We start from the raw sequence: 20545 nt of genomic DNA, 5'->3' as shown, positions 1-20545 counted from the left end.
GGCGACAACATCCGCCTGGGCGTCCAGCTCATCGCCCCGATCGCCATGGATGAGGGCCTGCGCTTCGCCATCCGCGAAGGCGGCCGCACCGTCGGCGCCGGCGTCGTCTCCAAGATCGTCCAGTAACATCGGGCCTTCGGGTCCGGTGTGGAAAGGGCCGCCCCTCCGGGCGGCCCTTTTCGTTTGGCGCCCCGCGCCGGGATGGATCACGGTGATAGAGCTAGTGTGCCGTGGTGCGCCGCTGTATGAGAGGGCATCCTGAGATCAAGCGGCCCGCCCCATGCCAGCGCCCCTGGATATTGTCGTCATCAGCCTTCCCGCCGCCACCGACCGCCGCGCCCACATGACCGGCCAGCTGGCGGCGCTGGGCCTGTCCGTCCATGTGCTGGATGCGGCCGACGGGCGTTGCCTGGACGGGCAACGGCTGGCGGAATTGGGGTTCCGCAAATCCCCGCCGCTGTTCAGCCGGGTCCCCCTCAGCCCCGGCGAGGTCGGCTGCTATGTCAGCCACCTGCTCGCCATGCGCCGGATGCTGGAGGGCGATGCCGAGGCCATGCTGGTGCTGGAGGACGATGCCGTCCTGGAGCCGGATCTGCCGGCGGTCCTCGCCGCCATCGCCGCCCTGCCGGCCGGCTGGGATGTGGTGAAGCTGGGCGGCATCCGTACCGGCCTGTCGGTCCGCGATGTGGCCCCGCTCTGTCCGGGGCGGCGGCTGGTGCGGCTGCGGAAGCCGGCCTATGGCAGCCATGCCTATGTCATCAGCCGCACCGGGGCGCAGCTGTTCCTGGCCGAGCACAGCGATATCCGCGTGCCGTTCGACGTGCTGCTGGACTGGTACTGGCGCTCCGGCGCCGACCTCTATGCCGTCCAGCCCTGGCCGGTGACCGCCGCCGACACTCTGGCGTCGACCATCGACACGCGCACCACGGGCGGCCGCTGGGAGCACAGCCCCGGCCGCCTGGACCGGCTGCGCACCAGCCTGGCCAAATGGCGCGCCGGGGCGCGGCTGGCCGGCCTGGACAAGGCCCGGGGATTCTGACCCCGGCGCCCGGACCTGTCTAGCGCGTACCGGCCGGACCCAGCAGCCGGCGCCGCAGCCGCCAGGCCGAGGCCTCGGCATCGTTGGCCAGGCGCCACGCCTTGCGCGCCAGCTTGGCCGGCAGCGGCAGCCGGCGCCGGTCATAGCCGCGAATCCGGACCGTCTCGCGCGCAGCCGGGGCCGCGGCCCGGAACTCCGCCGCGAAGAAGGGGAAGAAGTCGTAGCGGTCCAGATAGAGGCGGCGCGCCTCGGCAATGGCGTCCAGACGGCGGCGCCATTCATCGCCAGCTACGGCGGCCCGCATGATCTCGGCGCTCTGGTGCGGATCGGACAGGTCCAGCGGCACCACCGCCTCGGACGGGAACCACGCGGCCAGATCGGGGCAGCCGATATAGAAGGGCAGGCACCAGGCCAGCAGGCAGTCCGACAGCTTTTCGGTCCAGTAGCCGGGGACGCAGGAATTCTCGATGGCCAGCGAGTATTTCGTCGGCGCCAGCGCCTCCCACTTGTCCTCCACCGGGCGGTAGCCGCGGCCAAAGCGTTCGATCAGGCCGGCGGGCAGGGCATCGACGAAATCGAGCCGCCGGCGATGGCCACGGTAGAAGCTGGCGTCGCTGATGACGGCCGAGATGGAGTCGGACTTGGGGTCCGGGGTTGCCGCCAGCAGCGCATCGCGACTCCGGCGCACATGCCATTCCAGCGCCGGGTGCGAGCGGACCCAGTGCGACTGCCGCACCGGGACATGGGAATAGACGCGTGCCACATCGGCATAGGCGCGGTTGATCCATTCCGTGGAGCCCGGCCAGTAGGGCTCCTGCACCACCGCCCAGACATTCTCCGGCGGACAGCGCACCACCACATCGTCGCGCGAGAAATTGGCGATGATGACGCCGTCGCACTCCTCCACCGGGTCCTGGGTGAAGGTGACCCCATCCAGGGTGCCGCTGCCACCAGGGGTGCGGCTGGCGGCGTCGACGATGGGATAGGCCCGCAGGACGCGGATCAGCATGGGAGCACTCGACCGGCAATGACAGATGCGGCCTCTTATCGGGCCGCCGTCGCGCCATGACAAGGGGCGGCGGCGGACATCATGCCGCTGGCGCGACGGCCCCGGCACGGCTGCGGAATCCTTAAAAAGAAGCTGTTGCCTTTCCCGCGGCGCTGGTCTACAAGACGCCCCTCTCCCCGCGGTCCGGCGGGGCGCGGCGGTGTATTGTCCGGGACGGCGTAGTCCGGGCGGACAGATCTGCCGATGCCGGTCGGGCCTCGTGTGTGAAGGAGTGTAGCTCAACTGGTAGAGCACCGGTCTCCAAAACCGGGGGTTGGGGGTTCGAGCCCCTCCACTCCTGCCATTTCCCGATCCGCGGGGGTGGCGCACAGGGATAACCGATCGCGGGCGCGCATCACAGCCGACGCGCATCACAGCGGAAACGCATAACCAGGATGATGGCTCCTGCCGCCATGGCCAAAACCAGTCCCGCCGAATTCATGCGCGAGGTGCGCCGCGAGGTTGCCAAGGTGACCTGGCCGACGCGGAAGGAGACCTTGGTCTCCACCGCGATGGTGTTCCTCATGGTGGCGCTGGCGTCCATCTTCTTCCTGCTGGCCGATCAGATCATCGCCTTCGCCATCCGGCTGATCCTGGGCATCGGAGGCTGAACCCATGGCGATGCGCTGGTACGTGGTCCACGTCTATTCCGGCTTCGAGAAGAAGGTCGCCCAGGCGATCCGCGAGAAGGCCGCCCAGAAGGGTCTCGAAGACAAGTTCGAGGAGATCCTGGTCCCGACCGAAGAGGTCGTGGAGGTGCGCCGCGGGTCCAAGATCAATTCCGAGCGCAAGTTCTTCCCCGGCTATGTGCTGGTGAAGATGGAGCTGCAGGATGAGACCTGGCATCTGGTGAAGAACGCCCCCAAGGTCACGGACTTCCTGGGCGGCGGCGGCAAGCCGCAGCCGATCTCCGAGGCCGAGGCCATGCGCATCCTCAACCAGGTGAAGGAAGGCGTCGAGCGGCCCAAGCCCTCCGTCCATTTCGAGGTTGGCGAACAAGTGCGCGTCACCGACGGCCCGTTCACCAGCTTCACCGGCCTCATCGAAGAGGTCGACGAGGACAAGGCCCGGGTCAAGGTGGCCGTGTCGATCTTCGGCCGCGCGACCCCTGTGGAATTGGAATACGCGCAGGTCGAAAAGGTCTGACGCATTTCCGTCGACGTGGGGACGATTCGTTCCTATATCGACGGCCGCGCGTGGGAGGTTGGGTCCGGAAGTCCTCGGGCCGCCGTACCACGCAATCCCCCCGGCGGGAAGCCCTTGAGGGCTAGAGCCGGGCAACAGGGCGTCGGACCGGATTTCCGGGCCGGCGCCGTATCGTGAGGATGTCATGGCGAAGAAAATCGTCGGTTACATTAAGCTCCAGGTTCCGGCCGGCAAGGCCAACCCGTCGCCGCCCATCGGCCCGGCGCTGGGCCAGCGCGGCCTGAACATCATGGAGTTCGTGAAGCAGTTCAACGCCAAGACGGCGCAGCTGGAACAGGGCATGCCCATTCCGGTCGTGATCACCGCCTATGGCGATCGTACCTTCACCTTCGTCACCAAGACCCCGCCGGTCACCTACTTCCTGAAGAAGGCCGCCGGCATCGACAAGGGCAGCAGCACGGTCGGCAAGGGCGCCACCGTCGGCAAGGTGACGACGTCCCAGGTCCGCACCATCGCCGAGGCCAAGATGGCCGACCTGAACGCGAACGACGTGGAAGCCGCGATGAGCATGATCATCGGTTCCGCCCGTTCCATGGGCATCGACGTGGTGGAGGGCTGATCCTATGGCGAAGATCGGTAAGCGCCTGAAGAAGGCTGTCGCCACCATCGACCGCGACAAGTTCTACGTCCTCGCCGAAGCGGTGAAGACGGTCAAGACCAACGCCACGGCGAAGTTCGATGAGACCATCGAGATCGCCATGAACCTCGGCATCGATCCGCGCCACGCCGACCAGCAGGTCCGCGGCATGGTCCAGCTGCCGAACGGCACCGGCAAGACCGTGCGCGTGGCCGTGTTCGCCCGCGCCGGCAAGGCCGACGAGGCCAAGGCCGCCGGCGCCGACATCGTCGGTGCGGACGATCTGGCCGAGCAGATCCTGGGCGGCACCATCGATTTCGATCGCTGCATCGCCACCCCGGACATGATGGGCGTGGTCGGCCGTCTGGGTAAGGTGCTGGGTCCGCGCGGCCTGATGCCGAACCCGAAGCTGGGCACCGTGACCCCGAACGTCGCCGAGGCCGTGAAGGCCGCCAAGGGCGGCGCCGTGGAGTTCCGCGCCGAGAAGACCGGCATCATCCATGCCGGTGTCGGCAAGGCCAGCTTCAGCGAAGAGGCCCTGGCCGAGAATGTGCGCGCCTTCGTGGCCGCCATCAACCGGGCCAAGCCGGCTGGCGCCAAGGGCACCTACATCGAGAAGGTGTCGCTCTCCAGCACCATGGGTCCGGGCCTGAAGCTCGACATCCCGGCGCTGGTCGGCGAGCTGAACGCCTGATCGCGTTGTGAGTTTCCGGCCGGGGCAGGGTGACCTGATCCGGCCGGTCCGGGTGTCGGTCCTTCGGGGCCGGCGCCCACCCTGTCCGAGACTGCAGGTGCCGCGCGGGTCCGCCCGCAAGGCTTAATGCCCTGCATAGACGGGAGCGGTACCAGAAATTTCCAGGACCGGACGGGACTCCCGCACGGGCCCGGGCATGATGGCTCTACGCTTCTGGGACAGGTGAACCGGGTCCGGGCGACGGGAAGCCGCCGGTCGGGCCAATACCGTGAACCGGGAAGACTGGCGCCGGGCAACCGGCAAGAGCCTGTCCCATTTTGGAGGCGAACCGTGGACCGGACACAAAAGGAAGCGACGGTCGCGGCCCTGAATTCCCAGCTGCAGAAGGCTGGCCTCATCGTTGTGACCAAACAGTCGGGCATGACGGTGGCTGAGGTCAGTGATCTGCGGCGGAAGATGCGGGCCGCGGGCGCTAGCTACAAAGTGACCAAGAACCGGCTCGCTCGCATCGCCCTCAAGGGCACCCAGTTCGAGGGAGCCGAGAGCCTCTTCAAGGGCCCGACCGCGATCGCCTATTCGGTCGATCCGGTCGCCGCCGCGAAGGTGGCAATCGATTACGCCAAGACCAACGACAAGTTCCAGATCGTTGGTGGCGGCCTCGGCGCGCAGACCCTGGACGCCAAGGGCATCGAAGCCCTGTCCAAGCTGCCGTCGCTCAACGAGCTGCGTGCAAGCCTGCTCGGCATGATCCAGACGCCTGCGACCCGTATCGCCGGCATTCTGCAGCAGCCGGGTGGCCAAGTGGCCCGCGTTCTCGCGGCCTACGCCAAGAAGGACGAGGCGGCCTGAGCCGCATTTCCGACTACGCTCTATCAGAGTCCCTAGGAGACCATCATGTCCAAGCTTGAGAAGCTGGTTGAAGACCTGTCCGCCCTGACCGTCATCGAGGCCGCCGAGCTCTCGAAGATGCTCGAGGAGAAGTGGGGCGTGTCCGCCGCCGCTCCGGTGGCCGTCGCCGCCGTTCCGGCTGCCGGCGCCGCCGCTCCGGCTGCTGCCGCCGAGGAGCAGACCGAGTTCAACGTCATCCTGGTCGATGGCGGTGACAAGAAGATCAACGTGATTAAGGAAGTCCGCGCCATCACCAACCTGGGCCTGAAGGAGGCCAAGGACCTGGTCGAGGGTGCGCCGAAGCCCGTGAAGGAAGGCGTCTCCAAGGACGAGGCTGCCAAGATTAAGAAGCAGCTCGAAGAGGCTGGCGCCAAGGTCGACGTTAAGTAATAGTGTCGACTGGAGTTGCATAGGCTGGCGCCGGACGGTGGCCGCCCCGGAAGGGGCGCCGCCGCCCGGCGTCGTCTGTCTTTTTCGGCAAGGGTTGAAGAAGCCCCGGCCGAGTGCCTGCAAAGCTGGTTCTCCAGCCTGTTGCAGGCGGCAGGAGCGGATGTCCGGCCCGAGGCCGGGTGGAGGCTCCGGCCAGAGCGTGAAACGGCGCGGCGCTGCGGCGGCCCGGCAGGGGCGCTGCCCGCGTCGATTCGCGTATTGGGGCGGTGACCTTTCCGGGCCGCTGCCCCCGAAGTGCTTGAGATAGAGCGCGCGCACTGAACCGGGCGAGTTCACGAGAGGCATTCATGGCCAAGTCGTTCACGGGACTTAAGCGAATCCGCAAGAGCTTCGGGCGCATCCCCGAAGTGACCCGCATGCCGAACCTCATCGAGGTTCAGCGCAGCTCGTATGACCACTTCCTGCAGATGGACGTGGTGCCTGAGAAGCGCGCCAATCTGGGGCTGCAGGAAGTCTTCAAGTCGGTCTTCCCGATCAAGGACTTCTCCGAGCGCGCCGTGCTGGACTTCGTGCGCTACGAGCTGGAGCAGCCGAAGTACGACGTCGAGGAATGCCAGCAGCGCGGCATGACTTTCGCCGCCCCGCTGAAGGTGACCCTCCGTCTGACCGTGTTCGACGTCGATGAGGATACCGGCCTGAAGTCCATCCGGGACATCAAGGAGCAGGACGTCTATATGGGCGACATGCCCTTGATGACGGCCAATGGTACCTTCATCATCAACGGCACCGAGCGTGTGATCGTGTCGCAGATGCACCGCAGCCCCGGTGTGTTCTTCGACCACGACAAGGGCAAGACCCACAGCTCGGGCAAGTACCTGTTCGCCGCCCGCGTCATCCCCTATCGCGGCTCGTGGCTGGATTTCGAGTTCGATGCCAAGGACATCGTCTATGTCCGCATCGACCGCCGCCGCAAGCTGCCCGCCACCACCCTGCTGTACGCCCTGGACGGGGCGGACACCGAGTCCGCGCGCGCCGAGCGCCAGGCCCAGGGCAAGGATCTGCTGCCCTATGAGGCGCAGGGCATGTCGCGCGAAGAGATCCTGAATTTCTTCTACGAGACGATCACCTACATCCGCGGGACCGACGGCTGGAAGACGCCGTTCAACGCCGAGCGCATGAAGGGCGTCAAGCTGTCCTCCGATCTGGTGGACGCCCGCACCGGCGAGGTGCTGGCCCAGCGCGAAACCAAGATGACGCCGCGCCTGCTGAAGCGCCTGACCGACCAGGGCCTGACCGAGATGAAGGTCGGGGTCGAGGACATCGTCGGACGCTATCTGGCCGTCGACATCATCGACGAGAAGACCGGCGAGGTGCTGTACGAGGCCGGTGACGAGATCAGCAGCGCCGCGCTGGAGCGGCTGGAGAAGAGCGGCGTCGAGGAACTGCAGATCCTCAACATCGATCATCTCAACATCGGCCCCTATATCCGCAACACCATGGCGGCCGACCGCAACGCCAGCCGTGAAGATGCGCTGATCGACATCTACCGTGTCATGCGCCCGGGCGAGCCGCCGACGCTGGAAAGCGCCGAGGCCCTGTTCCACGGCCTGTTCTTCGACCAGGAGCGCTACGACCTGTCGGCCGTGGGCCGCGTGAAGATGAACGCGCGCCTGGCCCAGACCACGGACGACCAGATGCGCGTCCTCCGCAAGGAGGACATCCTCAAGATCCTGAAGATCCTGGTGGAGCTGAAGGACGGCCGCGGCGAGATCGACGACATCGACCATCTGGGCAACCGTCGCGTCCGCTCCGTCGGCGAGCTGATGGAGAACCAGTACCGCGTCGGCCTGCTGCGCATGGAGCGTGCCATCCGCGAGCGCATGAGCTCGGTAGAGATCGACACGGTCATGCCGCATGACCTGATCAACGCCAAGCCGGCCGCCGCGGCCGTGCGCGAGTTCTTCGGCTCGTCGCAGCTGTCGCAGTTCATGGACCAGACCAACCCGCTGTCCGAGATCACGCACAAGCGTCGTCTTTCGGCCCTGGGGCCGGGCGGTCTGACCCGTGAGCGCGCCGGCTTCGAGGTGCGCGACGTGCATCCGACCCATTACGGCCGTATCTGCCCGATTGAGACGCCGGAAGGCCCGAACATCGGTCTGATCAACAGCCTGGCCACCTATGCCCGCGTCAACCAGTACGGCTTCATCGAGAGCCCGTACCGCAAGGTGATCGATGGCAAGGTGACCACCGAGGTGGTCTATCTCTCCGCCATGGAAGAGGGCCGCTACATGGTGGCCCAGGCCAACGCGCCGCTGGATTCCGAGCAGAAGTTCGCCGAGCCGCTGGTGTCCTGCCGCAAGGGCGGTGAGTACCTGCTGGCCCGGCCCGACATGATCGACCTCATCGACGTGTCGCCGAAGCAGCTGGTGTCCGTCGCCGCGGCGCTGATCCCGTTCCTGGAGAACGACGACGCCAACCGCGCGCTGATGGGCTCGAACATGCAGCGTCAGGCCGTGCCGCTGGTGCGCGCCGACAGCCCGCTGGTCGGCACCGGCATGGAGGCCACGGTGGCCCGCGACAGCGGCGTGACCATCGTCGCCCGCCGCGCCGGCGTGGTCGACCAGGTGGACGCCACCCGCATCGTGGTGCGCGCGACCGAGAACGCCGATCCGGCCGCCCCGGGCGTGGACATCTACAACCTGCTGAAGTTCCAGCGCTCCAACCAGAACACCTGCGTCAACCAGAAGCCTCTGGTGAAGGTGGGTGACCGGGTGCAGAAGGGCGACATCATCGCCGACGGTCCGTCGACCGACCTGGGCGAGCTGGCCCTGGGCCGCAACGTGCTGGTCGCGTTCATGCCCTGGAACGGCTACAACTTCGAGGACTCCATCCTCATCTCCGAGCGCATCGTGAAGGACGACGTGTTCACGTCGATCCACATCGAGGAGTTCGAGGTGATGGCCCGCGACACCAAGCTGGGCCAGGAGGAAATCACCCGCGACATCCCCAACGTGGGTGAAGAGGCCCTGAAGAACCTGGACGAGGCCGGCATCGTCTATATCGGCGCCGAAGTCCGCCCGGGCGACATCCTGGTCGGCAAGGTCACGCCGAAGGGCGAAAGCCCGATGACCCCGGAAGAGAAGCTGCTGCGGGCCATCTTCGGCGAGAAGGCGTCGGACGTGCGCGACACCAGCCTGCGTCTGCCGCCGGGCGTGGCCGGCACCGTGGTCGAGGTGCGCGTGTTCAGCCGCCGCGGCGTCGACAAGGACGAGCGCGCGCTGGCCATCGAGCGGGCCGAGATCGAGAAGCTGGCCAAGGACCGGGACGACGAGAAGGTCATCCTGGAGCGCTCCTTCTACACCCGCCTGAAGGAACTGCTGATCGGCCAGACGGCCGCCAGCGGGCCGAAGGGCGTGCGTGCCGGCGAGACCATCAGCGACGAGCTGCTGAAGGGCCTGCCGCGCAGCCACTGGCGCCAGATCTCGGTCGAGAGCGACCAGGTCATGGAGTATATCGAGCAGACCGGCAAGGTCTTCGATGACAGCGTCCAGCGCCTGCAGGAGCGTTTCGAGAACAAGGTCGAGAAGCTGCAGCGCGGCGACGAGCTGCCGCCCGGCGTGATGAAGATGGTCAAGGTCTTCGTCGCGGTGAAGCGCAAGCTGCAGCCGGGCGACAAGATGGCCGGCCGTCACGGCAACAAGGGTGTGGTCTCCCGCATCACCCCGATCGAGGACATGCCGTACCTCGAGGACGGGCGCCATGTGGATATCGTTCTGAACCCGCTGGGCGTGCCCTCGCGCATGAATGTCGGTCAGATCCTGGAGACGCATCTGGGCTGGGCCGCCGCCGGCATCGGCCGCCAGATCGGCGAGATGCTGGACCGGCTGCGCGCCGCCACCGTGGAGGCGGCCGACAAGGCCAAGACCGCGGAGGAGCTGAAGGAGCGTCTGCGCAGCGTCTATGGCGAGGCCGTCTACGAGAACGACATCGCCCCGATGTCGGACGCCCAGCTGATGGAGCTGTGCGCCAACCTGCGGCGCGGCATTCCCTTCGCCACACCCGTTTTCGACGGTGCGCGCGAGGACGATATCTGCCGCATGCTGGAGACGGCGGGTCTGGACCGCTCGGGCCAGTCGACCCTGGTCGACGGCCGCACGGGCGAGCCCTTCGACCGCAAGGTGACCGTCGGCTACATCTACATGCTGAAGCTGCACCACCTGGTCGACGACAAGATCCACGCCCGCTCCATCGGGCCGTACAGCCTGGTCACCCAGCAGCCGCTGGGCGGCAAGGCCCAGTTCGGCGGCCAGCGCTTCGGCGAAATGGAGGTGTGGGCGCTGGAAGCCTACGGTGCCGCCTATACGCTGCAGGAGATGCTGACGGTGAAGTCGGACGACGTGTCCGGCCGCACCAAGGTCTACGAGGCCATCGTCCGCGGGGACGACAACTTCGAGGCCGGCATCCCCGAGAGCTTCAACGTCCTGGTCAAGGAACTGCGCTCGCTCGGCTTGAACGTCGAGCTGAACCAGAAGGCCTACTGATCGCGCCTTGATCTCGCCGGGCGGGGGGACCAATTGCTCCCCGCCCGGTCTTCGAAGACGCCCGAAATTCCGACGCCAGGGCCAGCGTTACGGCCCACCCCGAGGGGAGACGGCACATGAATGAGTTGATGAACATCTTCGGCCAGCCGCAGGGGCCGCAGAGCTTCGACCAGATCCGCATCTCGATCGCCAGCCCGGAGCGCATCCGCTCCTGGTCGTTTGGCGAGATCAAGAAGCCGGAGACGATCAACTACCGGACCTTCAAGCCGGAGCGCGACGGCCTGTTCTGCGCCCGCATCTTTGGTCCGATCAAGGATTACGAGTGCTTGTGCGGCAAGTACAAGCGCATGAAGTACCGCGGCATCATCTGCGAGAAGTGCGGCGTCGAGGTGACCCTGTCGAAGGTCCGCCGCGAGCGCATGGGCCATATCGAGCTGGCCTCGCCGGTGGCGCACATCTGGTTCCTGAAGAGCCTGCCGAGCCGCATCGGCCTGCTGATGGACATGACTCTGAAGGATCTGGAGCGGATCCTTTATTTCGAGAACTATGTCGTCATCGAGCCGGGCCTGACCGACCTCAAGCTGCACCAGCTTTTGTCGGAAGACGATCTGCTGGACCGCCAGGACAAGTTCGGCGAGGACACCTTCACCGCCAAGATCGGTGCCGAGGCCCTGAAGGACATGCTGTCCGCCCTTGACCTGGTCGAGGAGAAGGCCCGCTGCCGGGAAGAGCTGCGCGAGACCTCCAGCGAGGCCAAGCGCAAGAAGCTGGTGAAGCGCCTGAAGCTGATCGAGGCTTTCCTGGGCATCCCCCAGGAGGTCGAGGATGTCGGCGCCTTCGAGCGTTTCGACGGCTACAAGGAGCGGATCGAGCGTCCCGACGCCCGTCCCCTGTTCAAGGTGTTCCCGGAGGCCACGCGGCCGGAATGGATGATCCTGGACGTGGTTCCGGTGATCCCGCCCGAGCTGCGCCCGCTGGTGCCCCTGGATGGCGGCCGTTTCGCCACCTCCGACCTCAACGACCTGTACCGGCGCGTCATCAACCGCAACAACCGCCTGAAGCGGCTGATCGAGCTGAAGGCGCCGGACATCATCGTGCGCAACGAGAAGCGCATGCTGCAGGAGGCCGTCGACGCCCTGTTCGACAATGGCCGCCGCGGCCGCGTCATCACCGGCGCCAACAAGCGTCCGCTGAAGTCCATCAGCGACATGCTGAAGGGCAAGCAGGGCCGCTTCCGTCAGAACCTGCTGGGCAAGCGCGTCGACTATTCCGGCCGTTCGGTCATCACCGTGGGGCCGGAGTTGAAGCTGCACCAGTGCGGCCTGCCGAAGAAGATGGCGCTGGAGCTGTTCAAGCCCTTCATCTACGCCAAGCTGGAGTTGTACGGCCTGGCCTCCACCATCAAGGCGGCCAAGCGCATGGTGGAGAAGGAGCGTCCCGAGGTCTGGGACATCCTGGAAGAGGTCATCCGCGAGCATCCGGTCATGCTGAACCGGGCGCCGACGCTGCACCGTCTGGGCATCCAGGCCTTCGAGCCGACCCTGATCGAGGGCAAGGCCATCCAGCTGCACCCGCTGGTCTGCACCGCCTTCAACGCCGACTTCGACGGCGACCAGATGGCCGTGCACGTTCCGCTGAGCCTGGAGGCCCAGCTGGAAGCGCGCGTGCTGATGATGTCCACCAACAACATCCTGTCGCCCGCCTCCGGCCGCCCGATCATCGTGCCGTCCCAGGACATCATCCTGGGTCTGTACTACATCACCATGGAACTGCCCGGCGCCAAGGGCGAGGGCATGGTGTTCGGCACCATCGGCGAGATCGAGCACGCGCTGCAGGCCAAGGTCGTCACGCTGCACTCGAAGATCCAGTCGCGCTATCACACGGTCGATGAGAACAACAATCCCATCACCGTGCGCGTGACCACGACGCCGGGCCGCATGCTGCTGTCCGAGATCCTGCCGCGCCACCCGGCGATCAAGTTCGAGATGATCAACCGCCTTCTGACCAAGAAGGAGATCGGCAACATCATCGACAACGTCTATCGCCACTGCGGCCAGAAAGAGACGGTGATCTTCGCCGACCGCATGATGAAGCTGGGCTTCACCAATGCGTTCAAGGCCGGCATCTCCTTCGGCAAGGACGACATGGTCATCCCGGCCGAAAAGGAGAAGCTGATCGCCGAGGCCCAGGAGCGGGTCAAGGAGTACGAGCAGCAGTATCTGGACGGCCTGATCACCCAGGGCGAAAAGTACAACAAGGTGGTCGACGTCTGGTCGGAGACCACCGAAAAGGTGGCGACGGCGATGATGAAGGTCATCGAGCAGCCGCGCCCCGGCTTCGGCGTGAACTCCGTCTACATGATGGCCCACTCCGGCGCCCGTGGTTCGCCCGCCCAGATCAAGCAGCTGGCCGGCATGCGTGGCCTGATGGCCAAGCCGTCGGGTGAGATCATCGAGACGCCGATCATCTCGAACTTCAAGGAAGGCCTGACGGTGCTGGAGTACTTCAACTCCACGCACGGCGCCCGTAAGGGTCTGGCCGATACCGCCTTGAAGACGGCGAACTCGGGCTATCTGACCCGCCGTCTGGTCGACGTGGCCCAGGACGCCATCATCACCGAGGAAGACTGCGGCACCACCAATGGTCTGACGGTCAAGGCGGTCATTGACGGCGGCGACGTGATCGTGCCGCTGTCGGAGCGCATCCTTGGCCGTACCTCCACCTTCGACGTGGTCAATCCGCTGAACGGCGAGATGATCGTTGCCGCCGGCGACCTGATCACCGAGCGCGAGGTGGAACTGATCGACCGTGCCGGCATCGACAGTGTGCACATCCGCTCGGTGCTGACCTGCGAGACGCAGGACGGCGTCTGCGCCCATTGCTATGGCCGTGACCTGGCCCGCGGCACGCGGGTCAATATCGGTGAGGCCGTGGGTGTCATCGCCGCCCAGTCCATCGGTGAGCCGGGTACGCAGCTGACCATGCGTACCTTCCACATCGGTGGCGCCGCGCAGCGTGGTGCCGAGCAGTCCTTCATCGAGGCGACGCTGGACGCCAAGGTGATCGTGCGCAACCGCAACCTGGTCATGAACTCCGAGGGCTACCCGGTGGTCATGGGCCGCAACTGCGAGCTGGCGCTGCTGGACGAGCAGGGCCGCGAGCGGGCCAAGCACCGCATCCCCTATGGCGCCAAGCTGAACAAGGCGCTGGCCACCGACGGCGCCCCGATCAAGAAGGGCGACCGTCTGGCGGAGTGGGACCCGTATACCCTGCCGATCCTGACGGAAAAGGAAGGTACGGCCACCTATGTCGACCTCGTGGAGGGTGTCTCCATGCGCGAGGTGATGGACGAGGCGACCGGCATTTCCAGCAAGGTGGTGGTGGATTGGCGTCAGCAGCCGCGCGGTGCCGATCTGCGTCCGCGCATCACTCTGCGCGACGAGTCCGGTGAGATCATGAAGCTCGCCAACGGACTGGAGGCCCGCTACTACATGAGCGTGGACGCCATCCTGTCGGTGGAGAACGGTGCCCGGGTCCGGGCCGGCGACGTGCTGGCGCGTATCCCCCGCGAGTCCTCGAAGACCCGCGACATCACCGGTGGTCTGCCGCGCGTGGCCGAGCTGTTCGAGGCGCGTCGTCCCAAGGACTTCGCCATCATCTCGGACATCGATGGCCGCGTGGAGTTCGGCAAGGACTACAAGACCAAGCGCCGCATCGTGGTGAAGAACGACGAAACCGGCCAGGAGCAGGAGTACCTGATCCCCAAGGGCAAGCACATCTCCGTGCAGGAGGGTGACTATGTCCAGAAGGGCGACCTGCTGATGGACGGCAACCCCGTTCCGCACGACATCCTGTCGGTGATGGGCGTGGAGGCTCTGGCCAACTACCTCATCAACGAGATCCAGGACGTCTATCGACTGCAGGGCGTGAAGATCAACGACAAGCACATCGAGGTGATCGTCCGCCAGATGCTGCAGAAGGTCGAGATCACCGAGCCCGGCGACACCACCTTCCTCACCGGGGAGCAGGTGGACCGCGTCGAGTTCGAGATCGAGAACCGGCAGGTCCAGCGCCGCCTGGAGGAAGGCGAGCAGGATCTGCGCTTCGCCCAGGGCAAGCCGGTGCTGCAGGGCATCACCAAGGCGTCGCTGCAGACCCGCTCCTTCATCTCGGCCGCCTCGTTCCAGGAAACGACCCGCGTCCTGACGGAAGCCGCCGTCCAGGGCAAGGTCGACAGCCTGGAAGGCCTGAAGGAGAACGTCATCGTCGGCCGTCTGATCCCGGCCGGCACCGGCTCCGTCGTCAACCGCCTGAAGCAGATCGCCGCCGAGCGCGATCGGGCGCTGCAGGAGGGCGAGGGCGGAGAGACCCCGGCTCTGCCGGACACGCAGCAGACCGCTGCCGAGTGACGTTTGCTTCGCGTTGAGTAAAGAAAGGGCCGCTCCGTCAGGGGCGGCCCTTTTCATTGCGGCTCCCGGCGCATGCGCACCGGGGATGGAGGCGGGAGATGAAACGGATCGCTCTGATGCGGGTGCTGTTCTCGGTGCTGTGTGGTCTGGGCGGGGCAGGGCTGGTGCAGATGCTGCTGGAGCGGTTGCCGGCGGGCCTCGTGCTGTCCTGGCAGGCGTCGGCGCCGCTGCTGTTCAGCCTGTTGCCGATTGTGGTGGGGGCGGGTGCCGCCCTGGCCCATGTGTTCTGGCTGCGCGGCCTGCTGCTGGAGACCGCCCGCCGGGTCGCGGCCCGGCCGAAGCCGGCCTCGGCGGCAGGTCCCGCGGCGGGCGAGCGCTGGCGTCCCGAGATCCGCAACTGACCGGACGGGGTGTCGGCCCTGTGGGGGGCTTTGTCCGGGGCGGTGGTGCGCCCTGGCCGGCACCATCACCATCGCGTGACAGGCCCGTGCGAGTCCCAGGCCATTGGCGGCATCACCGCTGTGGCGCCGACGACCATCCGTCCGACCACCATCCGTCCGACCGCCGCGGGTGACCGACCGCCGTGGGGGAAGAATGACGGAAGGGCCGGCGATCGGCCCGTTCCCGTGGCCGTCTCTCAGCCGATGCGGCTGCCCCAGAGATCGTATTCGTCGGCCTCGTCGATGCGCACGCGCACCATGTCGCCCGGCTTCAGCGCCGTCTCGCCATTGAGGAAGACATTGCCGTCGATCTCCGGCGCATCGGACCAGGACCGGCCGATGGCGCCATCCTCATCGACCTCGTCGATCAGCACATCCATCTCGCGCCCGACCTTGGCGGCGAAGCGCTTGGCGCTGATTTCCTGCTGATGCGCCATCAGCCGGTTCCAGCGCTCCTCCTGCACCTCCGGCGGCACGGCGCCGGGGATCTCATTGGCGGGGGCACCCGCCACCGGCTCGTACTTGAAGCAGCCGAGCCGGTCGATCTGGGCTTCGGTCAGCCAGTCCAGCAGATACTGGAAGTCCTGCTCGGTCTCGCCGGGGAAGCCGACGATGAAGGTGGAGCGCAGGGTCAGGTCCGGGCAGCCCTGACGCCACATCTTGATGCGGTCCAGCACCTTGTCGGTGTTGGCGGGGCGCTTCATGGCCTTCAGCACGTTGGGGGCGGCGTGCTGGAAGGGGATGTCGAGATAGGGCAGCACCTTGCCCTCGGCCATCAGCCCGATGACCTCATCCACATGGGGATAGGGGTAGACATAGTGCAGGCGAATCCAGGCGCCGAGATCGCCCAGCTCACGGGCCAGATCGATGAACTTGGCGCGGACCTGCCGGCCCTTCCACTTGCTCTCGGCATAGCGGGTGTCCATGCCGTAGGCGGAGGTGTCCTGGCTGACCACCAGGATCTCCTTCACGCCCGCCTTCACCAGTGCTTCGGCCTCGGCCAGCACCATGTTGGCGGGACGGCTGACCAGATCGCCGCGGATGGACGGGATGATGCAGAAGGTGCAGCGGTTGTTGCAGCCCTCGGAGATCTTCAGATAGGCGTAGTGGCGCGGGGTCAGGCGCAGACCCTGGGGCGGCACCAGATCGAGATAGGGGTCGTGCTGCGGCGGTGCGGCGCCATGCACGGCCTCCACCACCTGCTCGTACTGGTGCGGGCCGGTGACGGCCAGCACGTTGGGATGGGCCTGCCGGATCAGACCCTCCTCCTTGCCCAGGCAGCCGGTGACGATGACCCGGCCATTCTCCTTCATGGCCTCGCCGATGGCCTCCAGGCTTTCGGCCTTGGCGCTGTCGAGGAAGCCGCAGGTGTTGACCAGCACCACATCCGCCCCGTCATAGGAGCCGGAGATCTCATAGCCCTCGGAACGGAGCTTGGTGAGGATGCGCTCGCTGTCCACCAGCGCCTTGGGGCAGCCGAGGGAGACGATGCCGACCTTGGGGGCGGCGGGCAGGGATTTGGGCATGGTCATGATCGGGGTACCTCCGGAACCCGCGCTATATAATGTGTGCCGGCGGGCAGTGCCACGGGGATGCGCAGGATCGCCCCCGCGCCCGGCGGGAAGGTGCGTTGCGCCGGCGCGACTCCGGGATCGGGAGGCAGGACAACACCGCCCTCTGCAAGGGCAGGGACCCGCCGACGGCACGGATTCCCGGGACTGTCCCGGTGGCCTTCGGCGCGCCTGGCCATTCGCCGCAGATGCAGGCGCCGGACCGGTTCCGTGCGGCGCTGTGGCGGGGCCTGGAAATGGCAGGGCAGACCCGCCCCGGCAAGGCCGCAAACCCCGCGGATTGAGTCCTATCGCGCTTGACGCACCGGTATCGCGTCACTATAGTCCGCGCACCGTTTTCGGGGGGCAGGCTGTAGTCTGCCTTCGTGCAGCCTAGACGCTGTCCCCAAGCGGGCCGCCGCCCAGCCTTCCGCTGTCGACCGGTCCGCCCCAGGAACCCCCCGAGACTCAACATAGCCGCACCCGAGTCCTTGTTCGGACGGCGTTTGGAAGATGCCCGCGCGGCGCGAATCGCACCGCATGCGGGTCTTTTTCGTCGTTTCGGGTGGTTTGGGTGCGGATAGGTACTGGAATTCACGGCTCCCCTGTCGGGGACTAGAGAAGGCGAAGGGCGTCAATGCCGACGATCAATCAGCTGATCCGCAAGCCGCGGGCGCCGCTGGTGGCGCGGGACAAGGTTCCGGCCCTGGAGGAATGCCCGCAGAAGCGTGGTGTCTGCACGCGCGTTTACACCACCACTCCGAAGAAGCCGAACTCGGCCCTTCGTAAGGTGGCCCGCGTGCGCCTGACCAACGGCTACGAGGTCATCAGCTACATCCCCGGCGAGGGCCACAACCTGCAGGAACACTCTGTCGTCATGATCCGTGGCGGCCGCGTGAAGGACTTGCCGGGCGTGCGCTACCACATCATCCGCGGCACGCTCGATACGCAGGGCGTGAAGGACCGGAAGCAGCGCCGGTCGAAGTACGGCGCGAAGCGGCCGAAGTAAGGAGAGAAGTCCATGTCTCGTCGTCGTAAGGCCGAGAAGCGCGAAGTTCTGCCGGACGCCAAGTTCGGTGACATCATCCTCACCAAGTTCATGAACTGCCTGATGTATGACGGCAAGAAGTCGGTGGCCGAGTCCATCGTCTACGGCGCCCTTGACCGCATCGAGCAGAAGGCGAAGGCGGACGCCCTGCAGCTGTTCCACGACGCCCTGAACAACGTCCGTCCGTACCTGGAAGTCCGCTCCCGCCGCGTCGGTGGTGCGACCTATCAGGTGCCGGTCGAGGTTCGTGCCGAGCGCGCCCAGGCGCTGGCCATCCGCTGGATCATCGGTGCGGCCCGTAACCGGTCCGAAACCACCATGACCGAGCGCCTGTCCGGTGAGCTGCTGGATGCCGCCAACCAGCGCGGCACCGCGGTGAAGAAGCGCGAAGACACGCACCGCATGGCTGAGGCCAACAAGGCCTTCTCGCACTACCGCTGGTAAGGCGAACAGGCTCAGCACCCAGGCGAACACACGCTCATGCCCCGGTCCCACCCACTCGATCGCTACAGGAACATCGGCATTGCCGCGCACATCGATGCCGGCAAGACGACGACGACTGAGCGCATCCTGTACTACACCGGGAAGTCCTATCGCATCGGCGAGGTCGACAACGGCACCGCCACGATGGATTGGATGGAGCAGGAGCAGGAGCGTGGCATCACCATCACGTCGGCGGCGACCACCTGCTTCTGGCGTGAGCATCGCATCAACATCATCGACACCCCCGGTCATGTGGACTTCACCGTCGAGGTGGAGCGCAGCCTGCGGGTGCTCGATGGCGCGGTCGCGGTGTTCGACGGTGTCGCCGGGGTGGAGCCGCAGTCGGAGACGGTGTGGCGGCAGGCGGACAAGTACCGCGTGCCCCGCCTCTGCTTCGTCAACAAGATGGACCGCGTCGGCGCGGACTTCTTCCGCACCGTGGAGATGATCCGCGAGCGGTTGGGGGCCAATGCCGCCGTGCTGCATCTGCCCATCGGGGAGGCTGCCGCGTTCCGCGGCATCGTCGATCTGGTGGCGATGAAGGCGCTGGTCTGGTCGGACGACCGGCCCGGCTCGCCCTTCGCGGTGACGGAGATCCCGGCCGAACTGGCCGAACAGGCGGCCGCCCTGCGGGCGCGTCTGGTCGAACAGGCGGTCGAGCTGGACGAGGCGGCGACCGAGGCCTATCTGGCCGGTCAGGAGCCGGACGCTGACGCCCTGCGCGCCCTGATCCGCAAGGGCACCATCGCCCTGCGGCTGGTGCCGGTGCTGTGCGGCTCGGCCTTCCGCAACAAGGGCATCCAGCCCATGCTGGATGGCATCGTCGACTACCTGCCGTCGCCGCTGGACATCCCGGCGGTCAGCGGCCAGGTGCCGGGTGGGGCGGACGAGACCCGCGCCACCAGCGACGATGCGCCCTTCGCCGCTCTGGCCTTCAAGGTCATGAACGATCCGGTGGTCGGGTCGCTGACTTTCGTGCGCATCTATTCCGGGCGTCTCGCCCGCGGGGCCGAAGTGCTGAACGCCGCCAAGGGCGAGCGCCAGCATGTGGGCCGCATGCTGCTGATGCATGCCAACAGCCGCGAGGAGATCGAGGCCGCCTGCGCCGGCGATATCGTGGCCCTGGCCGCGCTGGAGCAGACGACCACCGGCGATACGCTGTGCGATCCGGCCCATCCCATCGTGCTGGAGCGCATGGAGTTTCCCGAACCGGTCATCGAGGTGGCGGTCGAGCCGAAGACCCGGTTCGATCACGACAAGATGGCCGCGGCCCTGTCCAAGCTGGCGGCGGAGGATCCCTCCTTCCGGGTCGGCGTGGATGCGGAATCCGGCCGGACCGTGATCAAGGGCATGGGCGAGCTGCACCTGGAGATCATCGTCGACCGCATGCGGCGCGAGTTCCGGGTCGAGGCCGATGTGGGCACCCCCCAGGTGGCCTATCGGGAAAGCGTGACCCAGCGGGCCGAGGTGGACCATACCCACCGCCGGCAGACGGGCAACGCGGCGCAGTTCGCCCGGGTGAAGCTGCAGCTGGAGCCGCTGGCCCCCGGCGAAGGCTTCCGGTTCGAAAGCAAGGTCGGTCCCGACCGGCTGTCGAAGGACTTCGTGGCCGCCGTCCACAAGGGCGTGGACGCGGCCAAGGATCAGGGGACGGTCGCCGGCTTCCCGGTCGTCGACACGAAGGTGACTCTGCTGGATGCTGCCGCCCACGATGTGGAAAGCAGCGTCCCGGCATTCGAGATCGCGGCCCGCGCCGCTTTCCGCGACGGCATGCAGCGGGCCCGTCCGGCTCTGCTGGAGCCGGTCATGAAGGTGGAGGTGGTGACGCCGGAAGAGTATCTCGGCGACATCATCGGGGATCTGAACGGACGTCGCGGCCAGATCGTCGTCCTGGACCAGCGGGGCAATGCCCGGGTGGTCGAGGCGAAGGCTCCGCTGGCGACCATGTTCGGATACGTCAATTCCCTGCGCTCCATGAGCCAGGGAAGGGCGCAGTACAGCATGCAGTTTGACCATTACGAGCAAGTGCCGCAGTCCATTGCGGACGAAGTTCGCGCCAAGGTGGCCTGAAATCCACCTTCATCCGATCAAGAGGACGAGAGACCATGGCGAAGGCAAAGTTTGAGCGGACGAAGCCGCACTGCAACATCGGCACGATCGGCCACGTGGACCACGGGAAGACGTCGCTGACGGCGGCGATCACGAAGGTTCTGGCTGAGACCGGTGGGGCGA

General features: G+C 66.5%; 17 protein-coding genes and 1 tRNA gene. 16 read left to right on the top strand and 2 right to left on the bottom strand.

What is annotated here, in order from left to right:
- The coding region (locus tag DK368_RS20810; RefSeq protein WP_476703851.1) for an EF-Tu C-terminal domain-related protein at positions 1–126 on the top strand (126 nt) is incomplete at its 5' end.
- 154 nt (positions 127–280) lie between these two features.
- Positions 281–1039: a glycosyltransferase family 25 protein gene (locus tag DK368_RS20805; RefSeq protein ID WP_114395898.1), complete on the top strand. Its 759-nt coding sequence runs from the start codon at positions 281–283 to the stop codon at positions 1037–1039.
- Between the two features lie 19 nt (positions 1040–1058).
- On the opposite strand, the gene DK368_RS20800 is transcribed toward DK368_RS20805, so the two are convergent.
- Positions 1059–2048 (bottom strand): hypothetical protein, encoded by a 990-nt coding sequence (locus DK368_RS20800; protein WP_114395897.1) that lies wholly within the window; start codon positions 2046–2048, stop codon positions 1059–1061.
- Positions 2049–2315: 267 nt separating this feature from the next.
- Between DK368_RS20800 and DK368_RS20795 the strand changes: the two genes are divergently transcribed.
- From DK368_RS20795 to DK368_RS20750, 10 genes are all read left to right on the top strand, one after another.
- Positions 2316–2391 (top strand) — tRNA-Trp (locus DK368_RS20795).
- Positions 2392–2500: 109 nt separating this feature from the next.
- The gene (secE, locus tag DK368_RS20790; RefSeq protein WP_114395896.1) at positions 2501–2698 is read left to right on the top strand and encodes a preprotein translocase subunit SecE; all 198 of its coding nucleotides are present in this window, start codon (positions 2501–2503) and stop codon (positions 2696–2698) included.
- A gap of 4 nt (positions 2699–2702) precedes the next feature.
- Positions 2703–3233, top strand: a complete 531-nt coding sequence (gene nusG / locus DK368_RS20785) for a transcription termination/antitermination protein NusG (RefSeq protein WP_114395895.1) — start codon at positions 2703–2705, stop codon at positions 3231–3233.
- Positions 3234–3417: 184 nt separating this feature from the next.
- The gene (rplK, locus tag DK368_RS20780; RefSeq protein ID WP_114395894.1) at positions 3418–3852 is read left to right on the top strand and encodes a 50S ribosomal protein L11; all 435 of its coding nucleotides are present in this window, start codon (positions 3418–3420) and stop codon (positions 3850–3852) included.
- 4 nt (positions 3853–3856) lie between these two features.
- The gene (gene rplA, locus DK368_RS20775; RefSeq protein ID WP_114395893.1) at positions 3857–4564 is read left to right on the top strand and encodes a 50S ribosomal protein L1; all 708 of its coding nucleotides are present in this window, start codon (positions 3857–3859) and stop codon (positions 4562–4564) included.
- A gap of 330 nt (positions 4565–4894) precedes the next feature.
- Positions 4895–5413, top strand: a complete 519-nt coding sequence (gene rplJ, locus DK368_RS20770; protein WP_114395892.1) for a 50S ribosomal protein L10 — start codon at positions 4895–4897, stop codon at positions 5411–5413.
- Between the two features lie 45 nt (positions 5414–5458).
- Entirely contained in the window at positions 5459–5842 is a 384-nt protein-coding gene (rplL, locus tag DK368_RS20765; protein ID WP_114395891.1) for a 50S ribosomal protein L7/L12, read from the top strand.
- Between the two features lie 347 nt (positions 5843–6189).
- The gene (gene rpoB, locus DK368_RS20760) at positions 6190–10383 is read left to right on the top strand and encodes a DNA-directed RNA polymerase subunit beta (protein ID WP_114395890.1); all 4194 of its coding nucleotides are present in this window, start codon (positions 6190–6192) and stop codon (positions 10381–10383) included.
- A 116-nt stretch (positions 10384–10499) separates the two neighbouring features.
- Complete coding sequence (gene rpoC, locus DK368_RS20755; protein WP_114395889.1) at positions 10500–14792, top strand: DNA-directed RNA polymerase subunit beta'; 4293 nt, start codon at positions 10500–10502, stop codon at positions 14790–14792.
- A 98-nt stretch (positions 14793–14890) separates the two neighbouring features.
- Positions 14891–15193, top strand: coding sequence for a hypothetical protein (locus tag DK368_RS20750; RefSeq protein ID WP_114395888.1), 303 nt, complete (start codon positions 14891–14893; stop codon positions 15191–15193).
- Positions 15194–15429: 236 nt separating this feature from the next.
- On the opposite strand, the gene rimO is transcribed toward DK368_RS20750, so the two are convergent.
- Entirely contained in the window at positions 15430–16758 is a 1329-nt protein-coding gene (gene rimO, locus DK368_RS20745; protein WP_114395899.1) for a 30S ribosomal protein S12 methylthiotransferase RimO, read from the bottom strand.
- Positions 16759–17419: 661 nt separating this feature from the next.
- On the opposite strand from rimO, the gene rpsL reads away from it, so the two are divergent.
- From rpsL to DK368_RS20720, 4 genes are all read left to right on the top strand, one after another.
- Positions 17420–17791: a 30S ribosomal protein S12 gene (rpsL, locus tag DK368_RS20735; RefSeq protein ID WP_114395886.1), complete on the top strand. Its 372-nt coding sequence runs from the start codon at positions 17420–17422 to the stop codon at positions 17789–17791.
- 12 nt (positions 17792–17803) lie between these two features.
- Positions 17804–18274, top strand: a complete 471-nt coding sequence (rpsG, locus tag DK368_RS20730; RefSeq protein ID WP_114395885.1) for a 30S ribosomal protein S7 — start codon at positions 17804–17806, stop codon at positions 18272–18274.
- 36 nt (positions 18275–18310) lie between these two features.
- Complete coding sequence (gene fusA, locus DK368_RS20725) at positions 18311–20383, top strand: elongation factor G (protein ID WP_114395884.1); 2073 nt, start codon at positions 18311–18313, stop codon at positions 20381–20383.
- 35 nt (positions 20384–20418) lie between these two features.
- On the top strand, positions 20419–20545 hold a 127-nt coding region (locus DK368_RS20720), incomplete at its 3' end, for a GTP-binding protein (RefSeq protein ID WP_240002540.1).

Source organism: Oleisolibacter albus, assembly GCF_003336875.1.
Classification (GTDB): Bacteria; Pseudomonadota; Alphaproteobacteria; order Azospirillales; family Azospirillaceae; genus Niveispirillum; species Niveispirillum album.
Note: the sequence above shows the minus strand (reverse complement) of the source record. Positions and strands in the feature narration are given on the sequence as shown.